General features: G+C 59.4%; 27 protein-coding genes and 2 pseudogenes. 17 read left to right on the top strand and 12 right to left on the bottom strand.

The genetic code is table 11. From position 1 onward, the window contains the following. Positions 1 to 88: 88 nt before the first annotated feature. From CQ009_RS13885 to CQ009_RS30420, 4 genes and pseudogenes are all read left to right on the top strand, one after another. Positions 89 to 616, top strand: a complete 528-nt coding sequence (locus CQ009_RS13885) for a sigma-70 family RNA polymerase sigma factor (RefSeq protein WP_064389175.1) — start codon at positions 89 to 91, stop codon at positions 614 to 616. Then, entirely contained in the window at positions 613 to 1,626 is a 1,014-nt protein-coding gene (locus tag CQ009_RS13880; RefSeq protein ID WP_105706958.1) for an ABC transporter substrate-binding protein, read from the top strand. Before CQ009_RS13885 ends, CQ009_RS13880 begins: the two co-directional genes overlap by 4 nt. A 573-nt stretch (positions 1,627 to 2,199) precedes the next feature. Continuing rightward, positions 2,200 to 2,976: pseudogene (locus CQ009_RS30425) on the top strand (PAS domain-containing protein); the annotation flags it as partial. Between the two features lie 3 nt (positions 2,977 to 2,979). Continuing rightward, positions 2,980 to 3,519, top strand: a complete 540-nt coding sequence (locus CQ009_RS30420; RefSeq protein WP_232013121.1) for a methyl-accepting chemotaxis protein — start codon at positions 2,980 to 2,982, stop codon at positions 3,517 to 3,519. Between the two features lie 129 nt (positions 3,520 to 3,648). On the opposite strand, the gene CQ009_RS13870 is transcribed toward CQ009_RS30420, so the two are convergent. From CQ009_RS13870 to CQ009_RS13860, 3 genes are all read right to left on the bottom strand, one after another. Then, the gene (locus CQ009_RS13870; protein WP_105706956.1) at positions 3,649 to 4,203 is read right to left on the bottom strand and encodes a hypothetical protein; all 555 of its coding nucleotides are present in this window, start codon (positions 4,201 to 4,203) and stop codon (positions 3,649 to 3,651) included. Positions 4,204 to 4,357: 154 nt separating this feature from the next. Beyond that, positions 4,358 to 5,782: an MFS transporter gene (locus tag CQ009_RS13865; protein WP_105706954.1), complete on the bottom strand. Its 1,425-nt coding sequence runs from the start codon at positions 5,780 to 5,782 to the stop codon at positions 4,358 to 4,360. A 125-nt stretch (positions 5,783 to 5,907) separates the two neighbouring features. After that, positions 5,908 to 6,348, bottom strand: a complete 441-nt coding sequence (locus CQ009_RS13860) for a PACE efflux transporter (protein ID WP_105706952.1) — start codon at positions 6,346 to 6,348, stop codon at positions 5,908 to 5,910. A 122-nt stretch (positions 6,349 to 6,470) separates the two neighbouring features. Here CQ009_RS13860 and CQ009_RS13855 point away from each other — a divergent pair, with 122 nt between their 5' ends. Further along, positions 6,471 to 7,343, top strand: a complete 873-nt coding sequence (locus CQ009_RS13855) for a LysR family transcriptional regulator (RefSeq protein WP_105706950.1) — start codon at positions 6,471 to 6,473, stop codon at positions 7,341 to 7,343. Positions 7,344 to 7,508: 165 nt separating this feature from the next. Here the strand turns inward: CQ009_RS13855 and CQ009_RS13850 are convergent, their stop codons facing one another. Then, a complete protein-coding gene (locus CQ009_RS13850) occupies positions 7,509 to 8,540 on the bottom strand; it encodes a LacI family DNA-binding transcriptional regulator (RefSeq protein WP_105707250.1) in 1,032 nt (343 codons plus the stop codon). 215 nt (positions 8,541 to 8,755) lie between these two features. Here CQ009_RS13850 and CQ009_RS13845 point away from each other — a divergent pair, with 215 nt between their 5' ends. Together CQ009_RS13845 and CQ009_RS13840 are read left to right on the top strand one after the other, a co-directional pair. Next, positions 8,756 to 9,289 (top strand): gluconokinase, encoded by a 534-nt coding sequence (locus CQ009_RS13845; protein WP_105706948.1) that lies wholly within the window; start codon positions 8,756 to 8,758, stop codon positions 9,287 to 9,289. 82 nt (positions 9,290 to 9,371) lie between these two features. After that, positions 9,372 to 10,727: a GntP family permease gene (locus CQ009_RS13840; protein WP_064389183.1), complete on the top strand. Its 1,356-nt coding sequence runs from the start codon at positions 9,372 to 9,374 to the stop codon at positions 10,725 to 10,727. Between the two features lie 164 nt (positions 10,728 to 10,891). On the opposite strand, the gene alaC is transcribed toward CQ009_RS13840, so the two are convergent. Next, positions 10,892 to 12,109, bottom strand: a complete 1,218-nt coding sequence (gene alaC / locus CQ009_RS13835) for an alanine transaminase (protein WP_105706946.1) — start codon at positions 12,107 to 12,109, stop codon at positions 10,892 to 10,894. Between the two features lie 139 nt (positions 12,110 to 12,248). On the opposite strand from alaC, the gene CQ009_RS13830 reads away from it, so the two are divergent. From CQ009_RS13830 to CQ009_RS13820, 3 genes are all read left to right on the top strand, one after another. Next, complete coding sequence (locus CQ009_RS13830; RefSeq protein WP_105706944.1) at positions 12,249 to 12,911, top strand: LysE family translocator; 663 nt, start codon at positions 12,249 to 12,251, stop codon at positions 12,909 to 12,911. A gap of 67 nt (positions 12,912 to 12,978) precedes the next feature. Beyond that, positions 12,979 to 13,473 carry a GyrI-like domain-containing protein gene (locus CQ009_RS13825; protein ID WP_105706942.1) on the top strand — a complete coding sequence of 165 codons (495 nt, stop codon included), beginning with the start codon at positions 12,979 to 12,981 and terminating at the stop codon, positions 13,471 to 13,473. Positions 13,474 to 13,593: 120 nt separating this feature from the next. After that, entirely contained in the window at positions 13,594 to 14,082 is a 489-nt protein-coding gene (locus CQ009_RS13820) for a GNAT family N-acetyltransferase (RefSeq protein ID WP_064389186.1), read from the top strand. Between the two features lie 123 nt (positions 14,083 to 14,205). On the opposite strand, the gene CQ009_RS13815 is transcribed toward CQ009_RS13820, so the two are convergent. Continuing rightward, positions 14,206 to 14,811 carry a pyridoxamine 5'-phosphate oxidase family protein gene (locus CQ009_RS13815; protein ID WP_105706939.1) on the bottom strand — a complete coding sequence of 202 codons (606 nt, stop codon included), beginning with the start codon at positions 14,809 to 14,811 and terminating at the stop codon, positions 14,206 to 14,208. Positions 14,812 to 14,829: 18 nt separating this feature from the next. Further along, the gene (locus CQ009_RS13810; protein WP_064389188.1) at positions 14,830 to 15,315 is read right to left on the bottom strand and encodes an N-acetyltransferase; all 486 of its coding nucleotides are present in this window, start codon (positions 15,313 to 15,315) and stop codon (positions 14,830 to 14,832) included. A gap of 140 nt (positions 15,316 to 15,455) precedes the next feature. Here CQ009_RS13810 and CQ009_RS13805 point away from each other — a divergent pair, with 140 nt between their 5' ends. The 3 genes from CQ009_RS13805 to CQ009_RS13795 are packed head-to-tail and all read left to right on the top strand — an operon-like array spanning position 15,456 to position 17,500. Beyond that, positions 15,456 to 15,881, top strand: a complete 426-nt coding sequence (locus tag CQ009_RS13805; protein ID WP_105706936.1) for a nuclear transport factor 2 family protein — start codon at positions 15,456 to 15,458, stop codon at positions 15,879 to 15,881. Between the two features lie 40 nt (positions 15,882 to 15,921). Further along, positions 15,922 to 16,266, top strand: coding sequence for a YciI family protein (locus tag CQ009_RS13800; RefSeq protein WP_034153360.1), 345 nt, complete (start codon positions 15,922 to 15,924; stop codon positions 16,264 to 16,266). Next, positions 16,259 to 17,500 carry an RNA polymerase sigma factor gene (locus CQ009_RS13795; RefSeq protein ID WP_105706934.1) on the top strand — a complete coding sequence of 414 codons (1,242 nt, stop codon included), beginning with the start codon at positions 16,259 to 16,261 and terminating at the stop codon, positions 17,498 to 17,500. Before CQ009_RS13800 ends, CQ009_RS13795 begins: the two co-directional genes overlap by 8 nt. Positions 17,501 to 17,728: 228 nt before the next feature. Here CQ009_RS13795 and CQ009_RS13790 read toward each other — a convergent pair whose 3' ends face one another. After that, a complete protein-coding gene (locus CQ009_RS13790) occupies positions 17,729 to 18,583 on the bottom strand; it encodes a LysR family transcriptional regulator (protein ID WP_105706931.1) in 855 nt (284 codons plus the stop codon). A gap of 89 nt (positions 18,584 to 18,672) precedes the next feature. Between CQ009_RS13790 and CQ009_RS13785 the strand changes: the two genes are divergently transcribed. Next, the gene (locus CQ009_RS13785) at positions 18,673 to 19,110 is read left to right on the top strand and encodes a multidrug/biocide efflux PACE transporter (protein ID WP_105706930.1); all 438 of its coding nucleotides are present in this window, start codon (positions 18,673 to 18,675) and stop codon (positions 19,108 to 19,110) included. A 119-nt stretch (positions 19,111 to 19,229) separates the two neighbouring features. Here CQ009_RS13785 and CQ009_RS13780 read toward each other — a convergent pair whose 3' ends face one another. Continuing rightward, positions 19,230 to 19,988, bottom strand: coding sequence for an SDR family NAD(P)-dependent oxidoreductase (locus tag CQ009_RS13780; RefSeq protein WP_105706928.1), 759 nt, complete (start codon positions 19,986 to 19,988; stop codon positions 19,230 to 19,232). Positions 19,989 to 20,113: 125 nt separating this feature from the next. Between CQ009_RS13780 and CQ009_RS13775 the strand changes: the two genes are divergently transcribed. After that, positions 20,114 to 21,010 (top strand): LysR family transcriptional regulator, encoded by an 897-nt coding sequence (locus CQ009_RS13775; RefSeq protein WP_064387615.1) that lies wholly within the window; start codon positions 20,114 to 20,116, stop codon positions 21,008 to 21,010. A 124-nt stretch (positions 21,011 to 21,134) separates the two neighbouring features. Here CQ009_RS13775 and CQ009_RS13765 read toward each other — a convergent pair whose 3' ends face one another. The 3 genes from CQ009_RS13765 to CQ009_RS30220 form a co-directional block, all read right to left on the bottom strand. Then, positions 21,135 to 22,748, bottom strand: coding sequence for an inorganic phosphate transporter (locus CQ009_RS13765; RefSeq protein WP_105706926.1), 1,614 nt, complete (start codon positions 22,746 to 22,748; stop codon positions 21,135 to 21,137). 224 nt (positions 22,749 to 22,972) lie between these two features. Beyond that, on the bottom strand, positions 22,973 to 23,995 hold the full coding sequence (locus CQ009_RS13760; protein ID WP_105706924.1) for a transporter: 1,023 nt from the start codon (positions 23,993 to 23,995) through the stop codon (positions 22,973 to 22,975). Positions 23,996 to 24,102: 107 nt separating this feature from the next. Then, positions 24,103 to 24,237, bottom strand: coding sequence for a hypothetical protein (locus tag CQ009_RS30220; RefSeq protein ID WP_256585424.1), 135 nt, complete (start codon positions 24,235 to 24,237; stop codon positions 24,103 to 24,105). 35 nt (positions 24,238 to 24,272) lie between these two features. On the opposite strand from CQ009_RS30220, the pseudogene CQ009_RS30415 reads away from it, so the two are divergent. Continuing rightward, positions 24,273 to 24,962, top strand: a pseudogene (locus CQ009_RS30415) (methyl-accepting chemotaxis protein); the annotation flags it as partial. A gap of 165 nt (positions 24,963 to 25,127) precedes the next feature. Continuing rightward, complete coding sequence (locus CQ009_RS30410) at positions 25,128 to 25,895, top strand: methyl-accepting chemotaxis protein (protein ID WP_371920191.1); 768 nt, start codon at positions 25,128 to 25,130, stop codon at positions 25,893 to 25,895. Positions 25,896 to 25,984 lie beyond the last annotated feature (89 nt).

The raw sequence follows: 25,984 nt of genomic DNA, 5'->3' as shown, positions 1-25,984 counted from the left end.
TTTAAGTATTATTAAAGAATAAGGCGCCTTGCTACGATCGCGCCACCGGAACACCGGACATTCAGCGACCCCTAACCCAGGAGCCCCTATGTCCGGCGCCGACCTTTCCCATCATCACACCGTGGACGGCCTGTTTCGCGCCCACTATCGCTGGCTCTGTAGTTATCTGCGTCGTCATCTGCATGATGCCGCCAGTATTGAAGACATCGCCGCAGAAACCTTCGTGCAGTTACTCGAAGCACCGTCGCTAAGGGCCATTCGCGAACCTCGCGCCCTGCTGACGACCATCGCCCAACGCTTGCTTTATCAGTGCTGGCGGCGCGGTGATCTGGAGCGTCGCCATCGCCAGCAAATCGACGTTGATTACGCCGCCTCGCCTGAAGACCGCGTTCACCTCTCGCAGACCCTCAACCGCCTCGATCACAGCTTGCAGCGCTTGCCCGGCAAGGTTCGCACAGCGTTTCTGCTCGCGCGCATCGACGGCCTGACCTACCCGCAAATCGCCGCCGAACTGGGCATCTCCCAGCGTTCGGTCAGCGTCTACATGAACCGTTCCCAAGCACTGTGCGAGCGCCACAGCGCCAATCCATTCCTGACAGACAAGAGGTACGCATGAGAGCGATCAAAACCCTGCTCGGCACATCGCTGCTGGCACTGAGCCTGAGTGTTGGCGCTGTCTCGGCGACGGAGAAAACCGCGCCGATCCACTTCGGCGACATCACTTGGGAGAGCGGCAGTTTCATCACCGAAGTGCTGCGCGTGATCGTTGAAAAAGGTTACGGCTATCCGACCGACACCTTGCCCGGCAGCACGGTCAGCCTTGAGGCCGCATTGGCGAAAAATGATATCCAGGTGATCGGCGAAGAGTGGGCCGGGCGCAGTCCGGCGTGGGTCAAGGCGGCCGCCGAGGGCAAGGTATTTGGCCTCGGTGACACGGTCAAAGGCGCGACTGAAGGCTGGTGGGTGCCGGAGTATGTGATCAAGGGCGACCCCGAGCGGGGCATCAAAGCGTTGGCGCCGGAGTTGAAGTCGGTGGCCGATCTGCCGCGCTACAAAGACGTGTTCCGCGACCCGGAAGATCCGACTCGCGGGCGTTTCCTCAACAGCCCGACCGGTTGGACTTCGGAGATCGTCAACAGTCAGAAGCTCAAGGCCTATGCGCTGAACGAAAGTTTCGTCAACTTCCGCACCGGTTCCGGCGCGGCGCTGGATGCCGAGGTGGCCTCGTCGATCAAACGCGGCAAACCGGTGCTGTTCTACTACTGGTCACCGACGCCGCTGCTCGGCCGGTTCAAACTGGTCAAACTGGAGGAGCCGCCGTTCGATGCCGAGGCCTGGAAGACCCTGGCCGATGCTAACAACCCGAACCCAAAGGGCACGCGGTCGATGCCGGCGAGCCTGGCGATTGGTGTCTCGGCACCGTTCAAGGCGCAGTATCCTGAGTTGGTGGCGTTCTTCGAGAAAGTCGATTTGCCGATTGATCTGTTGAACCAGACTTTGGCGGGGATGAGTGAAAAACGTTTGCAGCCGAGGGTGGTGGCGCAGGCGTTCTTGCGTGATCAGCCGCAGATCTGGAAGCCTTGGGTGCCTGCGGAGGTGGCGACCAAGGTGAGTGCAGGTTTGTAGATTTTTCCTGATGTTTTGTTAGTGCGACGACTATTGCTATCGCGAGCAGGCTCACTCCTACATTTGATCGTGTGAACATCGCAGATCAAATGTAGGAGTGAGCCTGCTCGCGATGGCCATCCCCCGATACAACGCCCCGCGCTGAACCGATTCTTGTGCAAAAAGTGCCAGATACTGGCCGACTAGTGGCCTTGCGCAGGGCTTTGCACTGGCTATGCTTCTCATAACTAACTATGTCGACCGTCATGTCAAAACATGGCTCAAACACATCGTTGGTCCGTGAATTCATGCTGCCAGAGTGCGCAACCCGAGGCACCGACACTGAACCAACAAGGAGCGTCGCTTACATGGAAGTTCTTCAACGCGTTAGGGCTGGCCCGCGTGCGGGCTATCAAGAGAAGGATGTCTTGATTAGAGCGTCGCTGCATGGACTCTCCGATTGATCATCATTTATCACCTGACAACTTCCTCCCGTGGAGGAATGCGTGTGCCTGTTCTGTGGAACGTAGTGGTGGATCGTGAAAGAACTGAACTTTCATCAAATCAAAAGTCCGCGCGGAAGGTGATACAACCATGTTCAACCTACATCACAAGGCTGACCTGCAGCAGATCGAGCGATTCAGCTGCGCCTTGACCGAGGCCAACGCCAAGCTGGAAGCGATCAGCCGTTCGATGGCAATGATCGAGTTCACCCCTGAGGGCATCGTCCTGGATGCCAACGAAAATTTCTGCAAGACCATGGGCTACAGCGCCGAAGAAGTACGTGGCAAACATCACCGGATCTTTTGTGAAGAAGCGTTTTACCGCAGCGAGGATTACGCCCGGTTATGGCGCGATCTGGCCCGGGGCGAGCCGATCAGCGGCACGTTCCTGCGCTTGAACAAGAGCGGCAGGGAGATCTGGCTCGAAGCCAGTTACATGCCGGTGTATGGCGCCGACAAGCAGGTCAAAAGTGTGATCAAGGTGGCGGCGGACATCACCGCCCGGGTCAACAAGGAACACGAAGAAGAAAGCATGCTGGCGGCGATCAGCCGTTCCATGGCGGTGATCGAGTTCACTCCCGAAGGCAATGTCATCAGTGCCAACGACAACTTTCTACGCACCATGCAGTACTCGCTGAACGAAATCGTCGGGCATCATCACAGCCTGTTCTGCCATCGCGCCGAATCCGAATCAGCGCAGTACAAGGCGTTCTGGGCCTCGCTCAATCGCGGCGAATATCACTCCCATCGTTTCGAACGCAAAAACAAGTCCGGGCAGATGGTTTATCTCGAAGCCTCGTACAACCCGCTGTTCGACGCCAAGGGCCGCTTGTACAAAGTGGTCAAGTTCGCCAGCGACATCACCCATCAGATGACCACTTTGCAGAACGCTGCCGAATCCGCCCACAGCACTTCGGTGCAAAACGACGCCTGCGCGCAAAAGGGCTCGCAAGTCGTGCAACAAACCGTGCAGATCATTCAGGACATTTCCCGCGACTTAAACGAAGCCGCCGTCAGTATCGATGCGGTGAGCAAACAATCGGACATCATCGGCACCATCGTGCAGACCATTCGCGGCATTGCCGACCAGACCAACTTGCTGGCACTCAACGCTGCGATTGAAGCGGCGCGGGCCGGCGAACATGGGCGTGGTTTTGCGGTGGTCGCGGATGAGGTGCGCAGCCTGGCGGCGCGGACCAGTCAGGCGACACTTGAGATCGTCGATGTGGTGCGCAAGAACCATGATTTGTCGTTGAGTGCGGTGTCGAGCATGCAGTCAAGTTTGAGCCGTACCGGGCTTGGCGTGGAACTGGCGAACGAGGCGGGGGCGGTGATTCAGGAAATTCAGCAGGGATCGCGGCATGTGGTGGATGCGATAAGTCAGTTCAATGAAACCCTGCAACTGAACTGAAAACGCAGCCAAACCTGTAGGAGTGAGCCTGCTCGCGATAGCGGTTTATCAGTGACATCTTCGGTGACTGACTAGCCGCAATCGCGAGCAGGCTCACTCCTACAAGGGATTTTTCATTTAGACCCGAGATCAGAGTGCGGCAAGAAACTTGTCCGCCTGCTTGTCGCTGTCCTTCACATCGTTGTCTTTTTCCGCCTGCGCCAACTTCATCTTGTCCTGCAAACGCTCGGCGATCTCTTTGCCGATGGCCAGTTGTTTCTCCGGCGGCATGGCTTTGATGTCGTCTTCGGTGATGCCCATGCTCTGGAGGATGCTGTCGCGCAGGCGCTGTTCCGGCGACTTGCTCATGTAGTCCTTGAACTCGTCGGTGGCCGAAGTGCCGGTGGTCTTGGTGGCATCGGAGGTATCGGTAGATTGCAGGCCGACACGCGTCTTGGCGAAAGCCTCGTCGACGTTGTCGCTGATGCGCGTCGCTTCGCTGACTTGCTGCGTGGCGATCTGGGTGGCCGACGCCTGCACGGTGGAGGCGGTCTGCGCGGATTGCAGTTGGCTCTGATTCTGCAGGGTTTGCAGCATGGCGCCGTGCAGGCCGCTCTGCAGACCGGCGGCCGCGGTGGCCGTTGCGTCGTCATTGACCTGTTTGGGCAGGTGGATGATTAAAGGTTGTTTGGCATTGACCAACATGATGACTGAACCTGTGGGTAATTGCTGACGGCGGTTATGGAGCAATTACCGTGCCTCGCGGATAAGTCCTTATATTTCAATTGCTTGTTGTCTTTGCTCAGAGTTGGAGCGGTCATCTCTTGCCGTTGCGCGGCAGGCGATGACCGCTGCGTCGTCAGCGATGGGCAATGTTCTCCAGCGCCAGATTACGCGTGCGCGGGCCGAACCAGCCGATGGTCAGCATCACGATGAGCATGCTGCTGGCGATGAATGCCAAGACGCCCGGCGTGCCGAAGCTGTCGAGGAAAAAGCCAATCAACAGACTGCTGAATACCGTCGACAAGCGACTGAACGAATAGCAGAAACCTACCGCGCGGGCGCGAATATTGGTCGGGAACAGTTCGCTCTGGTACGAGTGATAGCTGAAGCTCAGCCAGGCGTTGCAGAAGGTGATCATCACCCCGCAGAAGATCAGCCCGAACGCGCTGGTCTGCAGCGCAAACAAGGTACCGAAGGTCATTGCACCGAGGGCCGAGCCGACGATTTGCCATTTGTTCTCGAAGCGGTTGGCGAACTTCACGAACAGCAACGGCCCAAGCGGGTAGGCGAGGGTGATGATGAAGGCGTACATCAAACTGTGGGTGACGCTGACGCCCTGGCCGGACAGCAACGCCGGCAACCAGTTACCGAAACCGAAGAAACCGATGGCCTGGAAGATGTGGAAGACGATCAGCATCAATGCGCGACGGCGATAGGGTGGCTGCCAGATGTCGGCGAAGCGGCCCTTGCCTTCGACGTCGACCGAAACGGCTTCAGGAGCATCCAGCGCTTTACCGTGATCCTTCGCGCATCGCGCTTCGATGCCATCGAGAATCCGGTTGGCCTCGTCGAACCGACCATGCTGCGCCAACCAGCGCGGCGACTCCGGCAGACGTTTGCGCAGCCACCAGATAAACAACGCAAACACCGCGCTGGCCAACACCACCCAACGCCAGCCGGACACGCCGAACGGCGCTTGCGGCACTAGCCACCACGACATCAACGCCACCGCCGGCACTGAGAGAAACTGCACGAAAAACGCGAAGGCAAACGCCGAACTGCGCATGCGTTTGGGCACCAGTTCCGAGAGGTAAGCGTCGATGGTCACCAGTTCGATACCCAAGCCGATGCCGACCAGAAAGCGCATGCAGATGATGCCCAGCGCCGAACTCTGAACGCCCATCAACACGGTGGCGACCGTGTACCAGATCAGTGCGAAGGTGAAGATCGCGCGGCGGCCGAAACGGTCTGCCAACGGGCTGAGCAGACTGGCGCCGAGGAACAGCCCAAGAAAAGTCGCCGAGGCAAACGCCGCTTGATCGGAGAAGCCGAACACGCCCTGAACGCCGGTAGCAAAGATGCCGTCGCGGATCAGGCCTGGGCTGATGTAGGCGGTCTGAAACAAGTCGTAAAGTTCGAAGAAGCCGCCAATCGACAGCAGCGCCACCAGGCGCCATATCGTTGAGACCGCAGGGAGACGGTCGATGCGGGCGGACACCTGAGCGGCGCGAATCGGGTCGATGCCGTCGCTTTGCGCGGCGGCGGGGGCGTGAGCAGTCATGGGCTGATCCATTTTTTATTGATGGAAAAGCTTAGCCTGCTATCGGAGTTGACGGATTGTGAATATCGGCGGTTTAACCGGTTAAACCGCTGATTTCTAGCAATATCTGCTTACGAATTAACGATTTATGCCGCAGCCGCCGAATTCGGTAGCGCCGAGGCTGGCAGCCCGAAAATCCGGTCAAACAGCCAGTTGAAGGCAAAGGTGTAGCACGGGATGAAGATGATCAGCGCCAGATCCAGCAGAAACGCCTGTACCAGACTGATATTCATCCACCAGGCGATCAACGGAATCAGGAACACGATCAACGTCAGTTGAAAACCCACGGCGTGGGCGATGCGGCGTTTGACCGTGCGCGTGCGCGACACCTGGCGGCTTTCCCAGCACTCGAACAGCGAGGTGTAAATGAAGTTCCAGGTCACGGCGATGGTGGTGATGATCACCGCCAATGGCCCGGTGCTGCCTGGCGAGGTGCCGGATAACAGTGCCAGGCCCAGAGCCGAGAAGGTCATGCCGATCACTTCGTAGAGCGACACGTAGACCAGTTTGCGTTTGACGCCTTGCATGGGGAATTGCCTCTTTCTTGCCGTTTGTTGGCCAGCGGGACTGGCGAAGGCGACGAAAGATAGCTTCAATAGGGGTGACAGAAAAAGTCAGCTACTTTCAGTTTTATTGATAGGTATGTGAAGTGAATTTCAACAGCGACAGCATTGAGCTGTTTCTCGCCGTCATTGAGCGCGGTTCGTTTTCGGCGGCTGCGCGAGCCTTGGGCAAAGTCCCCTCGGCCGTGAGCATGGGTATCGGCAATCTTGAGGCTGAGCTCGGTTATCTGCTGTTTGACCGCAGCCATCGTGAGCCACAACCGACGGCAATGGCGCTGACGCTTGTACCCCATGCGCGGTTGATCGCCGAGCAGCTCAAACAACTGCAAGTGCACGCGGTGGAGCTGTCGCTGGGGCTGGAAAGCAAGCTGTCGATTGGCGTGGTCGCGGACATCGACCGCCGTCGTTTGCTGGCGGCGATCAAGGTGATCGCCGCGCGGCATCCGCTGCTCGATATCGAAGTGCTGACGGCGCCGCAGGATGACGTGCTGGCGATGCTGCACAGTGGTCGGGTCAGTGTGTGCCTGGCGTTCGCCGGGTTGAGCATGAATGTGCTTGAGCGTTTTCAGTTCGTCGGCAGCGAACGCATGATTGCCACGCTGGCAGCGGACAGTCCGCTATTGCAGGGGCAGGACGTGTTCCTTGAAGACCTGGTGCAGGTGCGGCAGATCATCGTCGCCAGCCGTGATCTGCCGATCAGTGAGACGCGACCGTTGGTGGCGCAATCATATTGGCGCACCGACAGCCTGGAGACGGCGATGGAAATGGTCGAGGCGGGATTGGGCTGGGGCAACTTTCCGTTGTCGGTGGTGCAACCGCGACTGGACAGCGGCCAACTGCAACGCCTGAATTTTCGCAACATCGAAAACGGTCTGGTAATGCCGGTGCACGCGGTGTGGCTCAAGAGCCAGCCACTACAGAAAGGCGCCTTGGCCCTCGTTGACTTGCTCAGCCACTGAGCCCAACACAAGCCCCTGTGTTGATCGTTCCCACGCTCTGCGTGGGAATGCAGCCCGGGACGCTCTGCGTCCCATCAAAAGCCGAACGCGGAGCGTCCGTTGAGGCATTCCCACGCAGAGCGTGGGAACGATCGGTGAAGCCAGCTCCCACAGGGATTTCAGGGGTCAGGTACTTTCGCGGATCTTCAGTTCAAAGCCCATGTCTTCAACCGGCCGCGCCACGCTGTTACCGGCCATCAGCGTCAGCATCTGCTCTGCCGCCCGCCGGCCAATCGCTTCACGCGGGGTGTTGATGCTGCTCAGGCGCGGCACCATGTGCTCGGACATCGGCAAGTCGTTGAAGCCGAGAATCGCCACTTGCTCGGGAATCTTGATGCTGTGGCGCAACGCTTCCAGCAATGCACCCTGCGCCAGGTCATCGTTGCCAAAGAAGATCGCATCGACATCCGGATGCGCCGCAAGCAACTGCAAAAACAATTCACCACCCAATCCTACCGACGAAGCACGCGGCGTCAGCACTTCCAGGTCCGGGTCGTAACGCCCGGCTTTCTGCAACGCTTTGCGAAAACCTTCACCGCGCAGCAGCGTACGCTGATCAAGTTGCGCGCCGATATACGCCAGACGTTTGCGCCCACGGGACAGCAAGTGCTCAGCCGCGGTCTCTCCGGCACTCAGTTGCGAGAAGCCCACGCAGTTCACGCCAGCGGCGCTGTCCAGCTCCATCATGTACACGCAGGGAATGTTGCTGGCTTCGATCATGCGCCGTGAGCTTTCCGTGCGATCAAACCCGGTCAACAGGAAACCGCGCGGCTGATAGGCCATGTAGTTGCGCAGCAGGTTTTCTTCTTCATCGCGCGAATAGTGGAAGTTGCCGATCAGCACTTCGAAGCCCTTGGGCGTGAGCACCCGATGAATGGCTTCCAGCGTATCAATGAACAACAGGTTGGACAGCGACGGCACCAGCACGACGACAGAATGGCTCTGCGCCGAGGCCAGCGCGCGGGCGGCAGGGTTCACGACATAGTTGAGTTCGAGGGCGGCTTTCTGGACTTTTTCCACCAGTTCGGTAGCCACGGTGCTGACCCCGCGCAAGGCGCGGGAGGCGGTAATCGGGCTGACACCGGCCAGGCGGGCAACTTCATTCAGGGTGGGACGGCCGGTGGTGCGGGTATTTTTATCGTTTTTAGGGGTGGTCATCGACGGCTTGCCAAACAAAAATCAAGGCACTAAGGTAGCGCTGTCCTGATGCAGCTGTAAATGCGTAAGCGAGGTCCTGCCTGATCTTCGCTTTTTGGCGTTGGGAACAAACCTGCTGCAACCCAAAAAAACGACAAGAAGGCGTCGGCAACTTCTGCCTGTGCACTAGAGTCATAGCTAGCAAAGGTAGCGCTGTCTGCGCGCTGAGGTGTTATATGAGTCATCCCATCACCGCCCTGGTCATCATGGGCGTTGCCGGTTGCGGCAAGACGTGCGTCAGCGAGGCCCTGTGCCAATTGAGCGGCGCCACTGCCATTGAAGGCGATACTTTTCATCCGGCCGCGAACATCGAAAAGATGAGCGCGGGGATCCCCCTGAACGACGACGACCGTGCCGGCTGGCTCGACAGCCTGTGCGATGAGTTGCGTCGTGTCGATGCACTGGGCAAACGCCCGGTGCTGACCTGCTCGGCCCTTAAACACAGTTATCGCGAAGTGTTGCGCAGCGCCTTGCCGGGCCTGGGCTTCGTGTTTCTTGAATTGACCCCTGAAGTTGCCGCTGAGCGTGTGTCCCATCGTCCGGGCCACTTCATGCCGGCCACGCTGATCGAAAGCCAGTTCGCCACCCTCGAATCGCCGAAGGGCGAGCCGTTGACCCTGGCGCTGAACGCTTCGATCCACAGCGTTGACGAACTGGCGTCCCAGGCTCACGTCTGGTGGCAAGCCCACGGTCTGAAACAGGCGGTATGAGTGTGTTGAAAGAGATAGCGCTGTCCACCCGACTTCTGTTTAACCCGCTTTAATAACAACAACAATCCAGGAGACACCCCCAATGTTTGGCATGTCCCACGACGCGTTTCTGCTGCTCGATGCAGTGGTCACGGTGATCGGACTGATTGTCCTGATCACCAAGTTCAAGCTGCACCCGTTTATTTCCCTGACCATCGCCGCCGCGTTCCTCGGCCTCACCTCCGGCATGCCGATCGGCACCATCATCAAAGCGTTCCAGGACGGCTTCGGTGGCGTGCTCGGTTTCGTCGGCATCATCCTCGCGCTGGGCACCATGCTCGGCAAAATGATGGCCGAGTCGGGCGGAGCGGATCAGATCGCCCAGACCCTGATCCGCGCGTTCGGCAAGGACAAAGTCCAGTGGGCGATGATGTTCGCTGCATTCCTGGTGGGCATTCCGCTGTTCTTCGAGATCGGTTTTGTTCTGCTGATTCCGCTGGTGTTCATCGTTGCGCGCCGCACCGGCGTGTCGATCATCAAGATCGGTATCCCGTTGCTCGCCGGCCTGTCCGCCGTGCACGGTCTGGTGCCACCGCACCCGGGCCCGCTGCTGGCCATCGGCGTGTTCGGCGCTGACATCGGCAAGACCATTCTCTACGGTCTGATCGTTGCGCTGCCGACCGCGATCATTGCCGGTCCGATCTTCGGTACGTTCATCGCCAAGCACATTCCTGGTCACCCGAACCAGGAGCTGGTCGATCAACTGGCCCGTGAGAACGACGACTCGGCCAAGCTGCCGAGCTTCGGCATCACCCTGGTCACCGTGCTGCTGCCGGTGTTCCTGATGTTGCTGAAAACCTTCGCTGACGTGGCGCTGCCCGACGGTCACTTCTTCCGCACCTGGATGGACATGATCGGTCACCCGATCTCTGCACTGCTGCTGGCGTTGCTGCTGTCGCTGTACACCTTCGGTCACAAGCAGGGCATCGGTTCCCAGCAAATGCTCAAGTGGCTCGACGCGAGCCTGGCGCCAACCGCGGCGATCATCCTGATCATCGGTGCCGGCGGTGGCTTCAAGCAGATGCTGGTCACCAGCGGTGTGGGCGACGTGATCGGACACATGGCAGTGAGCGCACAGATCTCGCCGATCCTGCTGGCGTGGCTGGTGGCGGCGGTGATTCGTATCGCGACCGGTTCGGCGACTGTGGCAACCATTACTGGCGCGGGCATTGTGGTGCCGGTGGTGGGGATGATTCCGGGCGTTAACCGTGAGCTGCTGGTACTCGCTACCGGCGCCGGTTCGCTGATCCTGTCGCACGTGAACGACGCCGGTTTCTGGCTGGTGAAGCAGTACTTCAACATGACCGTGGCCGAGACGTTCAAGACCTGGACGGCGATGGAAACCATCCTCTCGGTGGTTGCGTTGGGCTTTATCCTGCTGCTGTCGCTGTTCGTGTAAACAGCTTCTTGCAGACACAAAAAAACCGCAGCGATGCGGTTTTTTTGTGGGTGATCGTTCCCACGCTCTGCGTGGGAATGCCTCAATGGACGCTCTGCGTCCGCTTTGGGACGCGGAGCGTCCCGGGCTGCATTCCCACGCGGAGCGTGGGAACGATCAGTGCGTCAGGCAATGGATTTCGGGGCTAGGCCATCCGCCCGGAACATCCCGCGAATTCCGCGTACAGCCTGACGAATGCGGTCCTGGTTTTCGATCAGCGCAAAGCGCACATGATCGTCGCCATACTCACCAAACCCCACCCCCGGCGAGACGCACACCTTGGCTTCGGCCAGCAGTTTCTTGGCGAATTCCAGCGAACCCAGATGCGCGTACTGCTCAGGAATCTTCGCCCAGACATACATCGAAGCCTTAGGATTCTCGACCATCCAGCCCAGTTCATGCAGGCCTTTGACCAGCACGTTGCGACGCTGACGATACTGCTCGGCGATATCGCGCACGCATTGCTGATCGCCTTCCAGCGCGGCAATTGCCGCCACTTGCAGCGGGGTGAAGGTGCCGTAGTCGTGGTAGCTCTTGATTCGCGCCAGCGCGTTGACCAGTTCCGGATTACCGACCATGAAACCGATACGCCAGCCGGCCATGTTGTAGCTTTTGGACAGGGTGAAAAACTCCACCGCGATGTCTTTGGCCCCCGGCACTTGCATGATCGACGGCGCTTTCCAGCCGTCATAGACGATGTCGGCGTAGGCCAGGTCGTGAATTACCAGCACGTCGTACTGCTTGGCGAGGGCGATCACCCGTTCGAAGAAATCCAGTTCCACGCACTGTGCAGTCGGGTTCGACGGGAAACCGAGGATCATCATTTTCGGCTTCGGAATCGAACCGCGAATGGCCCGTTCCAGTTCATCGAAGAAATCCACTCCCGGCACCAGCGGTACCGAACGCACCTGGGCACCGGCAATCACCGCACCGTAGATGTGAATCGGATAGCTCGGGTTCGGCACCAGTACGGTGTCGCCCTGGTCCAGGGTGGCCAGCATCAGATGCGCCAGGCCTTCCTTGGAACCGATGGTGACGATGGCTTCGCTTTCCGGGTCGATATCGACCTCGTAACGCTGCTTGTACCAGTTGGAAATCGCCCGGCGCAGGCGCGGAATGCCCTTGGATGTGGAGTAACCGTGGGTGTCGTCGCGTTGGGCGACTTGTACAAGTTTTTCGACAATGTGCGGCGGCGTGGCGCCGTCGGGGTTGCCCATGCTCAAGTCGATGATGTCTTCACCACGACGACGCGCGGCCATCTTCAGCTCGGCGGTGATGTTGAAAACATAAGGGGGGAGTCGATCTATGCGCGCAAAGCGGCGCGGCGAACCTTGTTCAGCCATTGTTGCCTCGGATAACGTAAGCGCCCGGAACCGTCCGAGCGACGCTGGTCACTGCGGTGACCTGTGGCGGAAGATAAGGTCAGTGATGGCATACTGTCCAGCCCGTTTGTAAACAATTTTGTCCCAAGGAAATCGGTAGATGGAATTCACCAGCGGCTTCTTGCTGAGCCTCTCGCTGTGCCTGGATATCGGCGTGGCCAACATTGCGATGATCACCCTGGCGATGCAGCGCGGTTACTTTCAGGGCTTTGCGCTGGGCCTCGGCACCTGCGTCGGCGACCTGATCTACGCGGTGCTGGCGCTGGCCGGCATGACCGTTTTGCTGCAGTTCGAAACCGTGCGCTGGGTCCTGTGGATCGGTGGTTCGGCGCTGCTGATCTACTTTGCGGCGAAGATGATTTACTCGGCGATCCATCACGAAGCGCAACTGGCCGCGACCGCCGAGGTAGGGCAGAACTCCCATCGCAAGGAGTTCTTCCGTGGGATTTTTCTCGCTATGTCATCGCCAAGCGCGATTCTCTGGTTTGCAGCGGTCGGCGGCACCTTGATCGCCCGTTCCGGTGGCGGCGGCCCGCTGAGTTCGGCGTTGTTCCTCGGCGGTTTCCTTTGCGCCGGACTGTTGTGGTCGGCGGGTTTGTGCTTCGCCGCGAGCCACGGTGGCAAACTGCTGGGCGACAAGCTGTTGCGCTATTCCTATCTGGCATCTGCAGCGATCTTCTGCTATTTCGCGGTGTACGTGATCGTATCCGGCTATAACGAGTTTGTCGGTTCGGGCGCCGTCGAGCAGTTGCATTCGCTGTAAGCGTGCGAATTGGGTTTGGCTTTCTATACTCCCAGCCGAACCCCTTTTTTGTTCCAGGAGTCGAGTCATGGATGAGCAAACACGCGTCGAAGTGGCTGAACCTCGCTTCGAACATGGACACTTCCTGCTGATTGCAGGCTTTCGCGGTCGATTTACCCAAGACACAGCAAAAGACATCCCGGCGCTGTGGGAAAAGTTCTTGCCGCACCTAGGAAAGATCCAGGGGCAAAAGAACGAAGTGACCTACGGTGTCTGCAGCAACTTCGATGGCAAGGGCGGCTTCGATTACATCGCCGGAGTGGAAATCAGCAAGCTCGATGACCTCGACCAGAAGGTCTACCAATGGGTCGAAGTGCTGCCTCGGCAGTACGCGGTGTTTGAACATTCAGGGCCGCTCGACCAGTTGCCGCAGACCCTGCAATACATCTACAAGACCTGGTTGCCGTCCTCCCACTACGTGGAACTCAACGCCCCTGAACTGGAGCGTTACAGCGCGGACTTCAATCCGAAGCTGCACACCGGCAAACTGGAAATCTGCGTGCCGGTCGATACCAAGGCCTGAGCACACAGACCAAAAGGCGGATCACTGATCCGCCTTTTTGTTTGCGCGATGAGCGCATCGATATGGCTCCCTGATTCCTTTATCCTTTCGGCACTTTCTTCTGCTGATTTCCGAGCCGCCATGAACACCGTCATACGCAACGTCACCGCTGCCGATCTGGACCGCTGCTACGCCATCGAAACCGTTGCCTACGAAGGTGACGAAGCCGCCACTCGCGAGAAGATCGCCACGCGAATCGCCACTTGGCCGGAAGGTTTTATCGTCGCTGAGGTGGATGGCGTGGTCGCCGGTTTCGTCAATTCCGGCGCGGCGTTTGACGTGCAGATGTCGGACGAGGCGTTCAAAGAGTTGATCGGCCATGACCCGAAAGGCCCGAACGTGGTGATCATGTCGGTGGTGGTGCATCCGGATTATCAGGGGCAGGGTTTGGCCAAGCGCTTGATGGGCGAGTTCATCGAGCGTATGCGCGGGATGGATAAAGCGACGATTCACCTGATGTGCAAGGAAAAGCATATTCCGCTGTATGCCGGGTTTGGCTTTGCCTACATCAAGCCATCGGAGTCGGATCACGGCGGCATGGCGTGGCACGAGATGATCCTTACCCTCTAACCCAGCACTGATCAAAACCTGTAGGAGTGAGCCTGCTCGCGATGGCGGAGTGTCAGTCAACATTAATTTAACTGGCACACCGCTATCGCGAGCAGGCTCACTCCTACAAGGGACCGCGTTGTGTCAGTAGAGAGTGTCGGTGACCCGTTTCGGCGCTTCACGGTCGTAGGTTTCAGCGTCGAACTCGCCATCGTTCAGACGTTTGTGGAAGGCGCCGGCAGAGGGCAGGGCCGAGCGCGGCAGGTGCGTTTGCGGATTCCACGCATCCGAACGGACGAACGCTTTCGAGCAATGAAAAAACGCCGCCTCCACCGTCACCAGCAACACTGTTTTCGCCGGTTTGCCATTCACCGCAAAACTCTCCAGCAGCGCCGGCTCTGCGCTGATCACCGCGGTGCCATTGACCCGCAACGTCTCGCCAATCCCCGGAATGATGAACAGCAGCGACACCCGCGAATCCTGCAGCACGTTGCGCAGGGTATCGATGCGGTTGTTGCCCGGGCGATCCGGCAGGGCCAGGGTGTTTTGATCAATGATCCGCACAAAGCCCGGCGCATCCCCGCGCGGCGAATTATCCAGGCCATCAGCCCCCACCGAGCTGACGATCACCAGCGGCGAAACCCGCACCATCGCCTGATAATCCTCGTTGAGAAAACCGATCTGCTTGCGCACCGCCCGCTCGTGGGGCAGTCCGTAAATCGCTTCCAGCGCTTCGATTGAATCGATCATCGTGCATCCCTCGATGACTTAGAAAACCAGGCCCATGCGCCGTTCATAACCGATCCGGCCCTTGTACGCTTCACCGCTGTCGACGTAGCCGTGCTTGGCGTACAGCGCGATGGCCGCGTCGTTATCCGCATCTACCGACAATTCCAGCCCCTTGATCTCCGGCCAGGCCTGACGCGCAACCTCGGGCAGCGCTTGCAGACAAGCCTTGCCGTAACCCTTGCCCTGCGCGCGGCGATCGACCTGCAACGCATGCAAGGTGGCGCTGTGTTCATCGGCCCAGGCTGGCAACACCGGCGGGCGTTTGAGCAGCAAAAACGCCACCGGCACGTCATCCGCCAACAGCGCAAAGCCTTTCACGCCCGGGCCGGGTTTCGACAGTAGGGTGTGCAAAGCGCCGTGGATATCGCCAGAGAATTTGATCTGCTCGGCATGGATTTCAATTGCCTCGACTTGCTGACGCTGCAAGGCGTTCAGGCTGTCGTACGGCACGAGTTGGGCTGACACGGGAATTTCCTTTTTCCTACAAGGTAAGTCGCCGATTCTAGCGATTTTGTCCTTCGCGGATTTTTTTTGTTTCATCTGTCGATCTGCCCATTTGCCGAACGACTAAGGGTGTCTTCACAACAAAAACCACGGAGAACACCATGAGTGCACAATCTGAAATACAGACCCTGATCAACACCTACCGCGAAGCCGTCATGACCAAGGACGTGGAGAAAGTCATGGCGTTGTATGCCGATGACATCGTCTCGTTCGATGCGATCAAGGCCCTGCAATTCAAGGGTAAAGCGGCTTACCGCGAGCACTGGGTGGCGTGCATGGAAATGTGCCCCGGACCGCACGTCTTCGAATTCGAGGAAATCGTCATCGAAAGCGCCGACAACATCGCCTTCGCCCACTGGGTTGCCAACTGCGGCGGCACCAATGAAAAAGGCGAAACCCAGAGCTGCTGGATGCGCGTCACCGCCTGCTATCGGCAAGTCGGCGGGGCGTGGAAAATCGCCCATGAACATTGGTCGGCGCCGTTCGATCCGATGAGCGGCGCGACCCTGTTCGATGTGACTCCCTGATCTTCAACCATAGTTGAACCGTCCGATTCAGGAGAACGCCATGAAGTATTTATGCCTGGTCTACAGCGATGAGCACCTGCTGCATTCATCGCCCGACAGCCCGGAAGACGCCGAGTGCTGGGCCTACGCCGAGTCGATTCAGGGCAGCGGGCGGATGGTCGCCGCCGAGGCGCTGGAGTCGGTGCAGACCGCCACGACCGTCAGGATGCGCAACGGCAAACTGTCGATCACCGACGGCCCGTTTGCCGAAACCAAGGAGCAACTGGCCGGCTTCTACCTGATCGACGCCAAGGATCTCAACGAAGCGATTCAGGTCGCCGGCAACATTCCGGCGGCGCGGGTCGGCAGCGTTGAAGTGCGCCCGGTGCGGCAGTTGAATGTCTGAGGTCCGGTCGCGGGTCGAGCAGGTCTATCGCGAAGACTCGCGGCGGATTCTGGCGACGCTGATTCGTCTGCTCGGTGATTTCGACCTCGCCGAAGAAGCCTTGCACGAGGCGTTCTTCGTCGCGGTCGAGCGCTGGCAACGCGACGGCGTGCCGGACAATCCGCGCACCTGGCTGGTCTCGACCGGGCGTTTCAAAGCGATTGATGTGTTGCGCCGCCGTGCGCGGTTCAAGGCTTCGCAGCCCATATTGGTCGCGCAACTGGAAGAACTCGAACAGGCCGATTGGAGTGGCGAAGACGTGGAAGACGATCGTCTGCGGCTGATCTTCACCTGCTGCCACCCGGCGCTGGCGGCGGATGCGCAAGTGCCGCTGACCTTGCGTGAAGTCTGCGACCTGACCACCGAGGAAATTGCCCGCGCGTTTCTTTCGGCACCGGCGGCGATTGCTCAACGCATCGTGCGGGCGAAAGCCAAGATTCGTGATGCGAAAATTCCTTATCAAGTACCGAGCCTGAGCGAATTGCCCGAGCGCCTCGACAGTGTGTTGCGGGTGATTTATCTGGTGTTCAACGAGGGGTATTCGGCGTCGGGCGGGGCTGAATTGACCCGCGAAGATCTGACGCGCGAGGCGATCCGGCTGGGGCGACTGTTGATGGAGTTGCTGCCGGAGCCTGAGGTCATGGGGCTGTTGGCGATGATGCTGTTGCACGAATCGCGACGCTCGGCGCGCACTTCGCCGGGTGGTGAACTGGTGCTGCTGGATGATCAGGATCGCTCGCGTTGGGATGCCGATCTGATCGCTGAAGGTTGTGCGCTGGTTGAGCGCGCGCTGACCACGCGGCGGTTTGGGCCGTATTGTTTGCAGGCGGCGATTGCGGCGGTTCATGCTGAGGCGCCGACGGCGGGGGAGACGGATTGGGAGCAGATCATTGGCTTGTATGACGTACTGTTGCGGGCAGTGCCTTCGCCGGTAATCGAGTTGAACCGGGCGGTGGCGGTGGCCAAGCGCGACGGCGCGCTGGCGGGGTTGAATCTGATTGAAGGGATTTTGGCGCGGGGGGAGTTGCAGGATTATCACTTGGTGCATTCGGCGCGGGCGGAGTTTTGTCGGCAGTTGGGCAGGGTGGAAGAGGCGAGGGCGGCGTATTTGCGGGCGTTGGAGCTGACCCGGCAGGAGCCGGAACGGCGGTTTATTGAAGGGCGGCTTTCGGCGCTGGAATTGCCCTCACCCTAGCCCTCTCCCAGTGGGAGAGGGGACCGATTGGGGGATATTGGAGAATTTCACCGACCTGAAAGCTCAGCTGTGAATCCATAATCGAGGTGTATACCGTAGCTAAACATCCATAATCGACTCGGTCTTTCAGGTCGATGTCTGACCCAAGACACCTCGGTCGGCTCCCTCTCCCACCGGGCGGTCCGACGTTTCGGGAGGGCTGGGGTGAGGGTGGCTCTCTCTTCACCGCTATTCCAGCATCTTGCTGAGCAACCAACTCCCCGCCGGCCCCGGCGGATACAGCCGCGACCACAACGCATCGACAAACACCGGTTTCGGCCAGCCGCGCACCTTCAACTCCACCAGCAAATCATTGCCAAAGCGCTGCGCCAGCCAACGCGGCAACGGCGCCCAGCCAAAACCTTTCTCGGCCATTTCCAGCAGCATCAAATAACTCGGCGCCGACCACACCCGACCTTTGCCGCGACTGTCATAAGGATTGACGATGGTCGCCAGACGCAATTCGCGATGCTGTTCCAGGATGTGCTGATCAATGTGATCGAGCTTGGCCAGCGCATGGTCGCGATTAACGAACAAGGCAATTTCCGTACGCTCGGCCACCGTCGAGGTGACCAGATCCGGCGGGTAGTTCTCTTGCATTTCAGCGAACGCCAGATGCGCGCGACCACGCTGCACCAACTCGACCAGGTCATCGCATTCGGCGATCAGACATTCCAGCTCCAGATCCGGATAACGCTGCTCAAACCCCACCAGCGCCGCTTCAAAACGGTACGACTGATAAGTATCGGAAATCGCCACCGTCAGCTTCGGTTCGACGCCTTGGGACAACTGCCGCGCAGTCATTTCCAGGCGACTGCTGGCCGCCAGAATCGCCTCGGCGCGTTGCAGCATCACATGCCCGGCCGGAGTCAGCGTCGGTTTGCGGCTGCTGCGATCGAACAGCTGCAGATCCAGATCAATCTCCAGGCTGGCCACCGCCGCGCTGATGGTCGACTGGCTGCGCCCGAGCTTGCGCGCCGCTGCCGAAAACGAACCTTGCGTGGCAGCCTGGACAAATGCCAGCAGCACTTCCTGCGAAATCATCAACTATCGCCTTGATCGATGGTTATTGGTTATGAAGTATCGATGCGAGCATAGATCATGGCAACCATCTTCACTCAAGGACTCAGGTCATGACTGCCCACAAATCCATCACTGAACGTATTTTCCAGGCCATCGGTTTCGAATTGTTGGCGATTCTGATCTGCACCCCGTTGCTGGCGTGGATCATGCAAAAACCGATGCTTGAAATGGGCGCGGTGACAGTATTGATCGCCATGCTGGCGCTGGGCTGGAACGTGGTGTTCAACCGCTTCTTCGACCGCATGCTTGTGCGAATGAATGTTGCACACAACGCCTGGGTACGGGTGGTACACGCGTTGCTGTTCGAGGGTGGTTTGATCGTGATGGGCGTGCCGCTGATTGCCTGGTGGCTGTCGGTCAGCCTGTGGCAGGCGTTCTTGCTCGACATCGGCGTGTTGTTGTTTTTCCTGCCGTACACCTATGTGTATCACTGGGGATATGACGTGGTGCGCGAGCGCTTCATGACTCGCAACGCCTGTCAGAACTAACACCGATCCCCGTGTAGGAGCTGCCGCAGGCTGCGATCTTTTGATTTTGTTTTTAAAGACAAGATCAAAAGATCGCAGCCTTCGGCAGCTTCTACAGGCGTTAAATGTTTTCAGTGAAGTTAGAGGAACATGCCCCCAGAGGCTTCAACCCGTTGGCCATTGATCCACTGCGCACCCGGCGACAGCAACAGCGCCAACGCCCCGCCAATGTCATCCGGCTGACCGGCACGACCCAGCGCAGTGTTGTCGGCGACCATCGCATTCACTGCCGTGTTGTCGCGAACGGTGCCGCCGCCAAAGTCGGTTTCAATCGCACCTGGCGCCAAGGTATTCACGGCAATCTGCCGTGCGCCCAGCTCTTTCGCCTGATAGCGGGTCAGGACTTCAATCGCGCCTTTCATTGCGGCATAAGCGCTGGCGCCGGCAATGGTGAAACGCGCTAGACCACTGGAAATGTTGATGATCCGCCCGCCGTCGTTGATCAGTGGCAAGAGTTGCTGGGTCAGGAAGAACGGCCCTTTGAGGTGCACATTCATCAGCAGGTCGAATTGCTCGACGGTGGTCTCGGCGAAACCGGCATGCAAGCCGACCCCGGCGTTGTTGATCAGGAAATCAAAGCGCTGGCGGTCGAAGGTCTGCTGTAACGCTTGCTCAACACGTGTAGCGAAATCGGCAAAGCTCTCGCTACGGCCAACGTCCAGCTGCAGCATCACGGCTTTGCCGCCGAGAGCCTGCACTTCGGCGACCAGCGCCTGGGCTTCATCGGCGCGGCTGTTGTAAGTGCCAATGATGTCGATGCCTTGCGCGGCGAGGTGCAGTGCAGCGTTTTTGCCCAGGCCACGACTGGCGCCAGTGATCAATGCGATTTTGCGATTCATGGTTTTTCCTCGATTGCCGTGAGTGATCAGGTGATGGATCAAAGTTTATTTATCCGCCCTGTGGTGATAAACAGGCTGAATCCGGAATCACTGATCGGTTAAGCCGAACAATCAATAGGTGGCCCATGAACAAACTGGAACTGCTGCGCACCTTCGTCCGGGTCAGCGAACTGTCGAGTTTCACTCTCGCCGGGGAAAGCCTCGGACTGCCCCGCTCAACGGTGTCCGAACACGTGCAAGCGCTGGAAGCGCTGCTCGGCACGCGCCTGTTGCAACGCACCACGCGCAAGGTGCAGGCGACTCAGGACGGTCTGGTGCTGTACGAACGCAGCAAGGATCTGCTCTCGCACATGGACGAGATCGAAGGCTTGTTTCGACAGGACGAAGCGTCGCTGACCGGGCGCATTCGTGTCGACCTGCCGAACATTCTCGCGCGGCGCCTGGTCATGCCGCGCCTGCCGCAGTTCATGGATCGGCACCCGCATCTGGAACTGGAAATCAGCAGCACCGACCGCCGCGTCGACTTGCTCAGCGAAGGGTTCGATTGCGTGGTGAGGATTGGCGCGCAGCCGGATCAATCGGTGGTCGCGCGGCACCTCGGTGACTTCCCCATGGTCAATTGCGCCAGCCCCGCTTACCTCGAACGCTACGGTGTGCCGCAGTCGCTGGAAGATCTCGCGCAGCATCGACTGGTGCATTACGTCGGCGTGCTCGGTTCGCGTTCGGAAGGGTTTGTGTACGAGGAGGGCGGCCAGGTGAAACGCTTGCCGATGGCTGGCAGCATTACGGTCAACAGCACTGACGCTTACGAGTCGGCGTGCCTCGGCGGCTTCGGTCTGACTCAGGTGCCGCGCACCGGCATGCAACCGCATCTGGAAAACGGCGAATTGGTGACGGTGTTGCCGCAATTCACCGCGCCGGCGATGGGCATTTCATTGCTGTATGCGCGACAACGGCATTTGCCGTTGCGGGTGCGGGTGTTCATGGACTGGCTGGGCGATCTGATTCGCTCCGCGCTCTAAACCTGAACACCGGTCAAAACTGTAGGAGTGAGCCTGCTCGCGATAGCGGTGTGTCAGTTTAATCAATGTTGACTGATACACCGCTATCGCGAGCAGGCTCACTCCTACAGGGGACTTTCTTCGGTCAGAAGATCTGGGTGAACAGCCAGTAGAGACTGCCCGACAGCAGGATCGCCGCCGGCAGCGTCAGCACCCACGCCATCAACAGATTACGGATGGTCCTCATCTGCAACCCCCCACCATTGGCAACCATGGTCCCGGCCACGCCCGAGGACAACACGTGCGTGGTCGACACCGGCAAACCGAACATGTCCGCCGCGCCGATGGTCAGCATCGCCACGGTTTCCGCCGACGCACCCTGCGCATACGTCAGGTGAGTCTTGCCGATCTTCTCGCCGACCGTCACCACAATCCGCTTCCAGCCGACCATGGTGCCCAGCCCCAGCGCGATGGCCACGGCGATCTTCACCCACAGCGGAATAAACCGCGTGGCGTTGTCGATCTGTTGCTTGAACAGTTGCAGCTTACTGCTGGTGTCGGCGTCGAAATTGCCGACCTTGTTCTTGTCCATCAGGCGAATGCTTTCGCTGGCCAGATACATGTCGTTACGCACGTTGCCCATGGCTTCGGCCGGGACTTTCGCCAGCGAGCCGTAGCCTCTGACTTCTTCGCCAATATGCCCGGTGAGAGCGGCAAGGGCCGGGATCAGTTGCGGCGTGGCTTCCTTGCTGCGCACGTAATCGGAAAGGACTGCACGCGGATCGGCGGGCGTCGGCAGCGGCGCACTTTTCACCAGTGCTTGCTGAGTGACCTGCGCCACAGCGGCGAACTGCAGCGATTGCTCTTCGGGCATGGTGCGGTTCAAGGCATAAGCCATCGGCAGCGTGCCGACCAGAATCAACATGATCAGGCCCATGCCTTTCTGGCCGTCGTTGGAGCCGTGGGCGAAGGACACACCAGTGCACGTGGCGATCAGCAAACCACGAATCCACCACGGCGGCGGAGTGTTGCCTTCCGGTGCTTTATAGAGCGAGCGATTCTTCACGAACGCACGCAGCGCCAACAGCAACAGCGCCGCACAACCGAACCCCACAAGGGGCGACAGCAGCAAGGCGTAACCAATCTTGGTCGCCTGCGCCCAGTCGACACCGCTGGTGCCGTCGCGGCCGTGCATCAAGGCATTGGCCACACCGACGCCGATGATCGAACCGATCAACGTGTGCGACGACGAGGCCGGCAACCCCAGCCACCAAGTGCCGAGGTTCCACAGGATCGCCGCGATCAGCAGAGCGAAGATCATCGCGAAACCGGCGGACGAACCGACCTGCAGAATCAGCTCTACCGGCAGCAAAGCGATGATGCCGAACGCCACCGCGCCACTCGATAACAACACACCGAGAAAGTTGAAGAAGCCCGACCAGACCACCGCGACATTCGGTGGCAGCGAGTGGGTGTAAATCACCGTCGCGACGGCGTTGGCGGTGTCGTGGAAGCCGTTGACGAACTCGAAACCCAGCGCAATCAACAGTGCCACACCGAGCAACAGGAACGGCGTCCAGGTGGTCACCACCGTGCCGAGTTCGTGCATGTCATGCATCAGGCTATAAGCGGTGAACAGCATCCCCAGCGCCAGCACGGCGAAAAAGATCACGTAGGTGAACGCGCCGGTTTTCTTGTCGAGGGCCGGCCTGCCGCTGGCGGCGGACGCGGGGCTGGCGGTCAGGGAGGGAGTAGCCATGGCAGGACAATCCTGAGCGAGGGAAGGAATGTCGCCCATGATCGTTGCAGAATGTTACAGAGAGACTGCGCCATGTCAGTGTTTGGCGGATTAGCCCAGCCGTCGGTCTTCTGCTCGTTCCCACGCTCTGCGTGGGAATGCCGCCCGGGACGCTCCGCGTCCCTGTGACGCAGAGCGTCACTTGATGCATTCCCACGCAGAGCGTGGGAACGAGCGTTCAGGCGTCAGTAGTCTCCGCGCTTGCGAAACGCCCAACGCCCGGCGATCACGGTAAACGTCGCCACCAGCGCGACCAATATCCAGAACCCTTCCGGATCCTGCGACAACGGCACCCCGCCGACATTCATCCCGAAAAAACCGGCAATGATGTTGATCGGCAACGCCAGCACCGTCACCACCGTCAGGGTAAACAGCGTGCGGTTGCTCTGTTCGTTGAGGTTGGCGGCGATCTCTTCCTGCAACAGTTTGATCCGCTCGCCGAGCGCGGTGAGATCGTTGATGATCAGCGCAAACTCCTCGGTGGATTTGCGCAGCTCCTTGACGTCTTCCTTCTGCAACCACGGCGGCGGGCGATTGAGCAGGCGCAGCAACGAACCCGGTTCCAGCGCCAACAGCCGTTGCAGACGCACCAGCACCCGCCGGTTTGCACCGAGTTCAGCGCGGTTGGTCGACAGTCGCGAGGAGAGCAATTCGTCCTCGACCTGGTCAACGCTCATGCTCGTTTTACGGACGATCTGCGTGAGCACTTCGCCCTGATCGCGCAGCAGGTGCACGAGCAGTTCCGAGGGCGAACGAAAGCGTTCGCCGGCCTTCACTGACGAGCGCAATTTGTCCACCGAATGCAGCGGTTGCAGACGCGCACTGACGATCAGTTTGCTGCGCACGCAGACCCACAGCGTCGATACGTCCGAGGAGACCATGCTGCTGAGGTTGAACACCACATCGTTGACCACCGCCAACAACGCCGAATCGACATGCTCGATGCGCGTCGAACGCGAGCCTTCGTGCAGCGCCTCGAAAAACTCTTCGGGCAATTGCAGATGACTTTTCATCCAGCGCTCGCACGCCGCGTGCGCCAGATTGAGATGCAGCCAGAGAAACTCCCCGTTCTCGTTATCGTCTTGCAGGCAACGCAGGGCAGTCGCCGAATCGACTTCGCGGCCACGCTCGCCAGGCAAAAAACGAAAACCGTAGAGCAAGCCAAACAGGTCAGGATCGCGATGGCTGATGTCGAGGCTGTGGTTCATGGCGGCTCGCTGCGAGGAGGGTGCGTCGGTCGCGCAAATGGCAGGTTCACTGAGCCGCATCATCGCACTGTCACATGACGTTTATGTGACAGCAAAGTGACGTCAAATCAGCGACTTACCGGCAGTCGGATTTTCTTCAAGAAGCGCTCTGGCGCGCCGATCACAGGTGCGTTAGGTTGCGCGCCATTGGCCATGAACCAAGGCTCGCCGACATGGATGTCCGGCAAAATTTCACGCCTCACCGGGCGTGCCTCATCCTTGTCCTGAGTATCTTTCGATGCTGCAAAAATCCCTGAGAGCGCAAATTCTCGCCCTGCTGAGCGGCAGTCTGCTGGCGATGCTGTTGATCGCTCTGGCCTGTTTTCATTTCCTCTCCAACGGCGTGCAAAGCTACAGCCAGTTGATTGCCGGTCCGTTGCACACCTCGCAACTGATCGACGAAGCCAACCTGCAATTCAAGGTGCAGGTGCAGGAATGGAAAAACGTTCTGCTGCGCGGCAAGCAACCGGCGGATCTGAGCAAATACTGGGGTCAGTTCGAAGACCGCCAGCGTGATGTGCAGACCATTCTCGGTGAACTGGCCAGCCAGAAAGGCATCGAACCGAGCCTGAAATCACGCATCGAACGCCTGCGCGAAGAGCACCGTCAATTGGGTAGCGCTTATCAGAAGGGCCGCGATGCCTACGTGGCTGCCGGTGGTGATCCGGCGGCGGGTGATGCAGCGGTCAAAGGTGTTGACCGTGCCGCGAGTGATCAGATGAGCGAACTGGTCGCCGAATTGCGCAAGCAAGGCACCGCGCAGTCGGCGCTGATCAGTGCCGAGGCTGATCGCACCGTGTGGCTGGGGCTGCTGGTGATGCTCGCGTCGGCCCTGTTGATTGGCCTGTTGAGCCTGTGGCTGGTCAACCGCAATCTGGTCGAGCCGATCCGCAAGCTGATCGATTACGTCACTCAGTTGAGTCGCGGCAAACTGGCTGAACGCGTGGTCAGCGACCGTCAGGATGAGCTGGGCAACCTCGCTGCCGCCGCCAATACCTTGCGTGATTTTCTCGCCGAAACCTTCACTCGTCTGCAGCGCAGCGCGGCGGATCTGGACAGCGCCAGCGGCGAGCTTAACGCCATCGCGACGACCATGGCCGGTGGTACCAACGAGCAGTTCAACCGTACCGATCAAGTGGCCACGGCGATGAACGAAATGTCCGCCACTGCCCAGGAAGTGGCGCGTCATGCCGCCGATGCCGCACGGGCGGCCGACGATGCCGACCAGTCCGCCCAACAAGGTGAGAAGGTCATGCAGAGCACCATCCACTCGATCACGCAGATGCGCGGCGAAATCGCCAACACCGCCACGGTGATTCGTCGTCTGGAAGCCGACAGCGGTCGTATCGGCAAAGTGCTGGAAGTGATTCGCGGCATTGCCGAACAGACCAACCTGCTGGCGCTCAACGCTGCGATCGAAGCGGCGCGCGCCGGCGAGGCCGGGCGTGGTTTTGCGGTGGTCGCCGATGAAGTGCGCAACCTCGCGCAGCGCACCGCCGAGTCGATCATCGAGATCAACCAGATCATTCAGAGCGTGCAGACCGGCGCGGTGGACGCGGCGCAAGCCATCGACAGCGGCCAGACGCGCAGCGATGAAAGCGTTGAGCAAGTGACTCAGGCCGGCGCGATGCTGGAGCGCATCACTCACGCGGTGGAGGCGATTCGCGACATGAACCGGCAGATCGCCACGGCTGCCGAAGAGCAGACGTCGGTTGCCGAAGACATTTCGCGCAACCTCACCGAGATCACCTCGATCGCCAGCACCAACCTCGACAATGTGCAGCGCACCGAAAGCGCCAGCCAGAACCTGCATGGCCTGTCCGGGCAACTGAACGAAGTCACTGCACGCCTGAGCGCCTGACGCTACTGACCGTGTACCGGTTCGGATACCGAGTCGGTACACAGTCGATCTCAAATTGAAGCTGCTGTGGTCGATGACCGGTTATCTAT

The sequence above is a fragment of the Pseudomonas sp. MYb2 genome, from assembly GCF_002979955.1.
Classification (GTDB): Bacteria; Pseudomonadota; Gammaproteobacteria; order Pseudomonadales; family Pseudomonadaceae; genus Aquipseudomonas.
This window is presented reverse-complemented; position numbering and strand designations above follow the sequence as displayed.